Origin of the sequence: uncultured Succinivibrio sp. (assembly GCF_902756765.1) — a bacterium.
Taxonomy (GTDB): domain Bacteria; phylum Pseudomonadota; class Gammaproteobacteria; order Enterobacterales; family Succinivibrionaceae; genus Succinivibrio.
Genome location: NZ_CACVSS010000020.1, coordinates 23,323 through 30,477, shown reverse-complemented (window position 1 = coordinate 30,477; position 7,155 = coordinate 23,323). Strand labels below are relative to the sequence as shown.

The 7,155-nt window shown below is 37.7% G+C and carries 7 protein-coding genes; 3 read left to right on the top strand and 4 right to left on the bottom strand.

Annotated features, from left to right (window positions below; translation table 11 throughout):
• The first annotated feature begins 48 nt into the window (after positions 1-48).
• Positions 49-1,017 (top strand): tyrosine-type recombinase/integrase, encoded by a 969-nt coding sequence (locus tag QZU45_RS04435; RefSeq protein ID WP_295352115.1) that lies wholly within the window; start codon positions 49-51, stop codon positions 1,015-1,017.
• A 104-nt stretch (positions 1,018-1,121) separates the two neighbouring features.
• Positions 1,122-1,961, top strand: coding sequence for a Dam family site-specific DNA-(adenine-N6)-methyltransferase (locus tag QZU45_RS04430; protein ID WP_295352112.1), 840 nt, complete (start codon positions 1,122-1,124; stop codon positions 1,959-1,961).
• Positions 1,962-2,453: 492 nt separating this feature from the next.
• Here the strand turns inward: QZU45_RS04430 and QZU45_RS04425 are convergent, their stop codons facing one another.
• The 4 genes from QZU45_RS04425 to QZU45_RS04410 are packed head-to-tail and all read right to left on the bottom strand — an operon-like array spanning position 2,454 to position 6,439.
• Complete coding sequence (locus QZU45_RS04425; protein WP_295352109.1) at positions 2,454-2,867, bottom strand: hypothetical protein; 414 nt, start codon at positions 2,865-2,867, stop codon at positions 2,454-2,456.
• 28 nt (positions 2,868-2,895) lie between these two features.
• Entirely contained in the window at positions 2,896-3,102 is a 207-nt protein-coding gene (locus tag QZU45_RS04420; RefSeq protein WP_295352106.1) for a hypothetical protein, read from the bottom strand.
• A gap of 5 nt (positions 3,103-3,107) precedes the next feature.
• Positions 3,108-5,555, bottom strand: coding sequence for a DNA topoisomerase 3 (locus QZU45_RS04415; protein WP_295352103.1), 2,448 nt, complete (start codon positions 5,553-5,555; stop codon positions 3,108-3,110).
• Between the two features lie 2 nt (positions 5,556-5,557).
• Complete coding sequence (locus QZU45_RS04410; RefSeq protein WP_295352101.1) at positions 5,558-6,439, bottom strand: hypothetical protein; 882 nt, start codon at positions 6,437-6,439, stop codon at positions 5,558-5,560.
• A gap of 482 nt (positions 6,440-6,921) precedes the next feature.
• Between QZU45_RS04410 and QZU45_RS04405 the strand changes: the two genes are divergently transcribed.
• A complete protein-coding gene (locus QZU45_RS04405) occupies positions 6,922-7,125 on the top strand; it encodes a hypothetical protein (protein WP_295352099.1) in 204 nt (67 codons plus the stop codon).
• The last annotated feature ends 30 nt before the right edge of the window (positions 7,126-7,155 follow it).

Here is a 7,155-nt window from a genome sequence, read left to right as displayed (position 1 = left end):
TTTAGACATAAAAAGATAAATAGAAGAAAACAGATATAAGGTGAAAGTATGGGGAAGAATAATGCTATTGCAGTAATTACTGAAGAAGAATTTCAGATAGCGACACGGGATACAGGGGACTATGACCTAGGTAAACAGTCGGTAAATGAATATATCTTCTCGCTGACTTCAAAGAACTCTCAGAAGACAATGTTAAGTTATCTGAAGCTGGCCGTAACTACACTTGATTCAGATTTAAACTCATTTGACTGGTCAAGACTCAAAGAGAATCTCGTAATTGGACTGAGAACCAAACTAGCCCAGGATCATTCTCCTGCAACAGTGAATACTGTCTTGGCTGCAATCAAAGGTGTAGCCCGTAGACTTTGGGTTAACAATATATTATCTACACGAGATTATGAGTTGCTGTTAAGAGTGAAGAGTGTTCGAGGCTCACGCCTGACAAAGGGTAGGGCGTTATCCAAACAGGAAATTGAGGAAGTGTTTTCCTGTCTGGAAGAGAGCGCATCATCAGCAAGTATCAGAGATCGAGCCATGCTTTCTGTAATGGTTGAATGCGGACTTAGAAGAGCTGAGGTTGCTGGCTTGCAATACAAGAATGTACATCTTGACGAGGACGATCCTTATCTGACAATCATCGGTAAAGGTAATAAAGAGCGTATGTGCTTTATTCCTGAGAAAACCGTTGAACGTCTGCAGGAATGGTTTTCCATACGCAGAGATTTTGATGGAGCAGTCTTTACCAATGTAGATAAGCACGACAATATATATCAGACTCCACTAAATACTCATAGGGTATGGGAGATCACCAAAGAGATTGTAAAAAAGCTTGATATGAAGAACTGGTCCCCACATGATATGAGAAGAACCTTTGCTACAAATCTGTTTAATCTTGGTGTGGATATTGTTACTGTAAAAGATATGATGGGCCACAGCAACATAGCAACCACACAAAGATATGACAAGCGAGGTGCTGAGAAGATGAAGGCTGCGGTTAAGAAGTTGAACGCCAGTTAATGAAAAAGGAGTTAAAGGCTCTCCTTGATTTAACTAAATATTTAGACATTACAATTTATAATAGAAAAAAAAATTCCAATGCATTGGAAAAACGTAAAATAAATATGAATAACGCAGTTCAGAATCTTGTGCCTTTTGTTAAATGGGTAGGCGGTAAAAGACAGCTGCTGCCAGAGCTGATTCAAAGGGTTCCGTCCGAATATGGAACCTACTTTGAACCATTTTTAGGTGGTGGAGCTATGCTTTTTGAACTTAAGCCAGAGAAAGCTGTGGTTAATGATTTAAATCCCCAGCTTATCAATTGCTATCTGCAGATTAAAGAAAAGCCTCTTCAGTTTCTTGAAGCATTGAAGATACTGCAGAATGAATACAATAAAAGCAATAATCCAGATGAACAGACCAAATTTTATCTCTCAGTCAGAGAAGATTTTAATACTGCGATTCAGAATCACACCAGTACTCCAAAAACTGCTGCGATGACCGTATTTCTTAACAAAGCTGGTTTCAACGGTCTTTACAGGGTATCACAAAAAGGAAAATACAACGTTCCATCCGCACATAAAAAGAAAATTAACTGTTGTAACAGAGATAATATCCTGGGCATCTCAGAACTGTTACAAAATGTTGAACTGCTAAACTGTGACTTTGAAGCTTGCTGTAAAGATGCAAGGAAAGGTGATTTCGTTTTCTTTGATAGTCCTTACCACAATACATTTTCATCATATCAGGACAGTGGTTTTACTGAAGAAGATCATATACGTCTGTCAAAGCTGGTTAAAAAAATCTCCAAAAAAGGTGTTAAATTCATTTTGACTAACAGTAATTCTAATTTAATTATGAAGTTATATAAGGACTTCAGAATTGACGAGATCGATGTAAAGAGATACATCAACTGTGATGCCTCAAATAGAGTTGGAAAAGAAATAATCGTGCAGAATTTCTAATATGGAAAAGAAACAAGGTACACTCGCAAACAATAACGGCAAAGTTGTTGAAAGTATGTCACAGGGAAAGGTAAAAATATCACTCTCATGAAAATAATAGAATTTATCAACTGGTTTAATCACGAATTTTAAATTCCAATGCATTGGAAAATTAAAGAAAAACGTTATAAAACAATGGAATTATATATAGAAATGTTATAATGGAGATGCGCTATAGCGTGGGTGGTTCTAAAATACTTAGAGCCATCTGGGAAATGGCTCTAAAGTATTATTAGAATCGTTGTTCTAATCATGATTAAGGATTTTAAATGAAATACTTAATTATATTAGTGGTTCTAGTTTTACTATTATGGTGCCAGCCAGCATGGTAATTTAGAATCACTCGAGAGGTAGGAGTAATCTTACCTCTCCTTTAATTATAGTATTTTTTTTGAAAAACTTTCAATCTGTTTCCAATGCATTGAAAAATAAAAAGCATCTGACAGATCTGCATTACAGGAAGGACTTTAAAAGTCTCTTGTCAGCCTTTGATAAATCAATAAATTCTTTGGTACTCATGATTTTGTAAATCTTATTGATATCGCCTTTACTTATACTCTGAAGCTTAACAATCATTACAAAAGCATAAATCATAGTCACAATACTTAGAATACAGATAACAAGATTTACAGGATCACCGCTGTAGCTGGTATGAGCTAATACGGTATCGCCAGCACCAATTACAAGTAAACAGAGAAATGGGATAATACAGTAATGAGCAATCTTACTGTATTTACCCAGATTCTTGTTCTTCATATGCAGCTGTGAAACCAGCTCTTTGAATTCTTCTTTCTCCTTATCGGAAATAAAATTATTCTCCTGTTCAGGAGTTGTCTTCTCAACATTTTCTTTTGTTTCTTTTTCCATGTTAGATTTCCTTTTGTTTAATTAAACACTATTGTCTTAATCTGTTAACAAGTTCTCTGCCTTCAGCTTCAACAGCATTAAAGAAATTATTTTCTATCTGATTTTGAACTTCTCCGATACCTGTCTTCTGTTTTACTGCATTAAATACAGTGTTTACATAATTCATAGTAGCATCAGGAGCAAAGATAATTCCTAAAGCAAAGATTAGAGTAGCCATTGATAAAATTCTGAACATTTTATCTACCTTTCGTCCTTTTGAACGTTGCCGTGTTTATCGAGTACACCATTACAATTCGGATAGTTAGTACAACTAAAGAAAGGAGTAATCTTTGTACCGTCCTTTTTCTTATCAATATATCGCATTGGTGCACCACACTTAGGACACTTTGGGGAAAGAAGTAAAGGCTTGCCAGCGGTGTCTTTAAAATTCTTATTGCAATTTTCGCATTTCCAGAAATTGCCAAATTTGCCTTTATGCCTAAAAACCATACCGCCACAGTCTGGACATTTTTCAGGCATTACGGGCTTACCTCTGCTGTCATTTAAAAAGATTGCACAGTTTTCATTCTGACATTTCCAGAACAATGTACCTTTTTTGCTCTGTCCCTGCTTTAATGGAGCACCGCATTTCGGACACTTAGGAGCTGTTGCGGCATCGAACAGTGGTAAAGGTTTACGGTTACGCTCCTGATAGGTCTGTTTACAAGCCTCATTGGAACATAGAAAGAATAGACCGAACTTGCCTTTTAGAAGTCTTAAAGGAGAACCACACTTTTCGCAGTTGAAAACAGGCGCATTATTCTGAGCTGCACCGATAATCTTCTTAATGTAGGTTACAGCTTCAGGAGTAGTGCATTTTGCAAATACATCGTTTAGCCAGCGGATAATATTATCTACGAATAATTCAGAGTTCTCATTCGGATTATTGACAATATTATTAAGTGCCAGTTCCCACATGGCTGTCATTGCAGGAGACTTAATGTCATAAGGTAGAATCTCCATTGTCTTAAATGCTTTCTGGGTGGCTTCATAATGTTCTTTTACAATGTCAATCCAGCCGTATTTCTTAAGATTCTCAATAATGGTAGCTCGTGAGGCCTCTGTTCCTAAACCTAAGGTCTGATTCAGGATCTTCTTCTGCTCCTTATCGTCAACATATTTGCCAACGTTAGTCATTGCCTCTATCAGAGAAGCCTCATCAAAGTGTTTAGGTGCTCTGGTTCTCTTGGTTTCCATCTGAGCATCATTGATGAAGGATCTTTCTCCTATATTTACATTTGGAATGGAAGCAATATCAACACTATCTTTATTATTGCCTTTTGGCTGCTCCTCCTCAAACTGATCCTGATGGAAGATTACTCTATAGCCAGGTTTAATTAAGGTCTTTCCTTTAGATATAAACTTGTGGCCATTGCACTCTGTATTGATTTCCAATACATTGTACTGTGCAGGAGCATAAAACTGAGTAATAAAATATAATCGTACGATGTTATAGATCTTAAATTCATCAGGAGTTAAATCCTGAATATTCTGAGCACCTGTACTTGGGATAATTGCATTGTGGGCATGACCAGTCATCTTCTTGTCACTGTAGGCTCGTGGTTTCTTTGTTAAATCACAACCTTTTATCAGAGGCTCGATAGCAGGATCATGAGCAAGTTCCCTTAGAATCTCTTCAGCTTCAGCAAACTGCGATTCAGGCAGGTACTGACAGTCACTTCTTGGGTAGGTAGTTAACTTCTTCTCATATAAGGACTGACAGATATCTAATGTTTTCTGGGCATTAAAGCCAAAGTGTCTGGCAGCATAAATCTGCAGCTTTGACAGAGAGAACAGCATAGGCGGCTGTTCATTGCTTACAGTACGCTCCACGTTAACAATTTCTGCATTCTTACCCTTAATATCAGAGATAACCTCCGCAGCAATCTTAGAATCAAAAAGATGGCCGTCACCGTCAAGATGTTCTTCAGGACAAATCCACTTGGCTTTGAACATACCGTTCTGAACAGAGACATCTGCAGTAACTTCAAAGAAATCCTGTGGCTGAAAGTTCTTAATAGCGAGATCACGCTGACAGATTAGATTTACTGTTGGAGTAAGGATACGACCAATATTCACCACCTCATTAGCACTTGATGAACTTGCCAAACAGGTGAAAAGTCGTGTCAGATTCAGTCCGATAATCCAATCTGAGTATGAACGGGCTATAGCACTCTCATACAAATTGTGCGTATTCTGCAAAGGTTCAATATTATCAAGTGCTTTTCTGATAGAAGCAGGATCAAGAGCACTTAGCTTCAGTCGAAAAGCATCACCTGAAAAATTGCAGTGGTTAAGTACATTCATTGCAATTAGCTGACCTTCACGATCAAAGTCAGTACTTACAACTACTTCATCTGCCTTTACAATTAAGTCACAGGCAGTTTTAAGCTGCTTTCGTGAGCGTTTATCCGCTACTGGAAGCCACTCGAACTCTCGTGGAATAAAAGGTAGAGTCTTAATATCCCATCGTTTTAGAGCAGGATCATAATAATCTGGCTCTGCAAGAGTTAAAAGATGGCCGTGGCACCATGTCACTACATCACCGTTATCTAATGAGATATAACCATCTTCTCGATCAAAGGAAGGATCGAGAACTGAAGCAAGATCGTTTCCCTGAGAGGCCTTTTCAGCTAGATAAACACGCATATTTAGTTAATCTCCTTCTCTATCCAGTCAACATCAGAAGTAATCTGTTTTGCCTTTGCTCTGTCAGTAGTTGATTTAGCATAAGGTCTTACTTTAGAAGTCTTAGCCTTTTCTGCTTTCTCAAAATAAGGTTCTGGAGTTGATACAAAAGAATCATCTACAGTCACAGTAGGCTCTTTAATCACAATTGGAGTATTTGAAGGTGTATGGTCTTTAATCAGGTATGGATATACAGAATTTGGCAATACATCTTTTTGTGAAGTTTTTGAGTTGCTGTTACGGTACTCTACAGGTGTAGAAATACCATGACGGCTTAAAACCTCACTTGATGGCATTACACAGGTATCAAGTAAATCCATAGGAAAGGCATCTTTGTTTCTCTTAACAAATCTCCAGTCCAGGCGATCCATATTTTTACCGTTTGAACCATCGCATAGTCTCTGCCAGCGGCCTAGCTCATAATATGAGTAGTCCTTGCTGTTCTTGTTTGGATTAAATACCGCTGTAACAGGCACTTTCTTGTAGCCATTGGCATCGCTCTGACCGTTATAACGCTTTGAGAGGTCATATCTTACATTTTGAGGAAATTCATCACCTTTATATAAAGGATTATTCATTCCCAGAGTGTGCTTGAAGCCGCCTTCTTCAATTGCAGCACTACGTCTCTCATCAGTGTAGTAAGACATAGTTAATTCACGGGAAATACGGTCGGCTTTTTCTCTTGAAAGTCTGTTATAGATAGCAGGATTATTCTGAAGAGCATTCTCAATCTTTGCACTTGAGCAGCAGTCCTCATCTTTATCAGATGTGGCACAGCCTGTAATAGTAAGCAAAACCATAGAACTTAAAGACAGAGCCATTACGCTCTTGGTGAGTTTTTTCATTTGAATTTACCTTTTGTACAAAAATCTATGTTGCTATTACACCTTATTTTTATACAAAGGTTATTTAGATAGAGGGGGATAATTTGACGATTAAAAAAATAAGAGTTTATAATCTGTTTTGGCAAAAAGGTCTTTTTGCCGTTAGTTATTAAACATTGAACTGGTTATCAAAACTGAAAGGTTTTGATGGCCAGTCCCCCATAATCATCTTGCTCATCATTCAAATAATGATATAATGAAATCACTTTTAGAGCACTGCTCTCGTGACGAACATAATGTTCCACCGACACGTAAAATTTCGGTACAACTCATCAAGTATTTGATGAGTTTAATGCAGTAAGGTTCCTTGCTGTTTCTTTAAAACCCAGAGGGGATAAAGAAATATGATTTATCCTCTTGTCAGGGGTAGAGGTGTGTATACACTTCAGTCATCATTTCTTTGTCTCCTCGTTTTTTGTGGTAATCCACACAGGAGAAGAAAAATGGATATTCTCAATCAGAATATGGCTGGTCTAATTGTAACCGAAGACAATATCAGATTTGATAAAGTCTTTGATGTGTGGTGCGAAGAAGCACAGGCACATCAACCACAGTTTTGTCATCACACTGGAAGAGCCATGTGGGATGGTGAAGTATGGTGGGGAGAATTCGTTGACGCCAACGGTGATCTTCACTATGGCAATTAGTACAGAGTTGTGAGAGTCTTTAGACTCTCA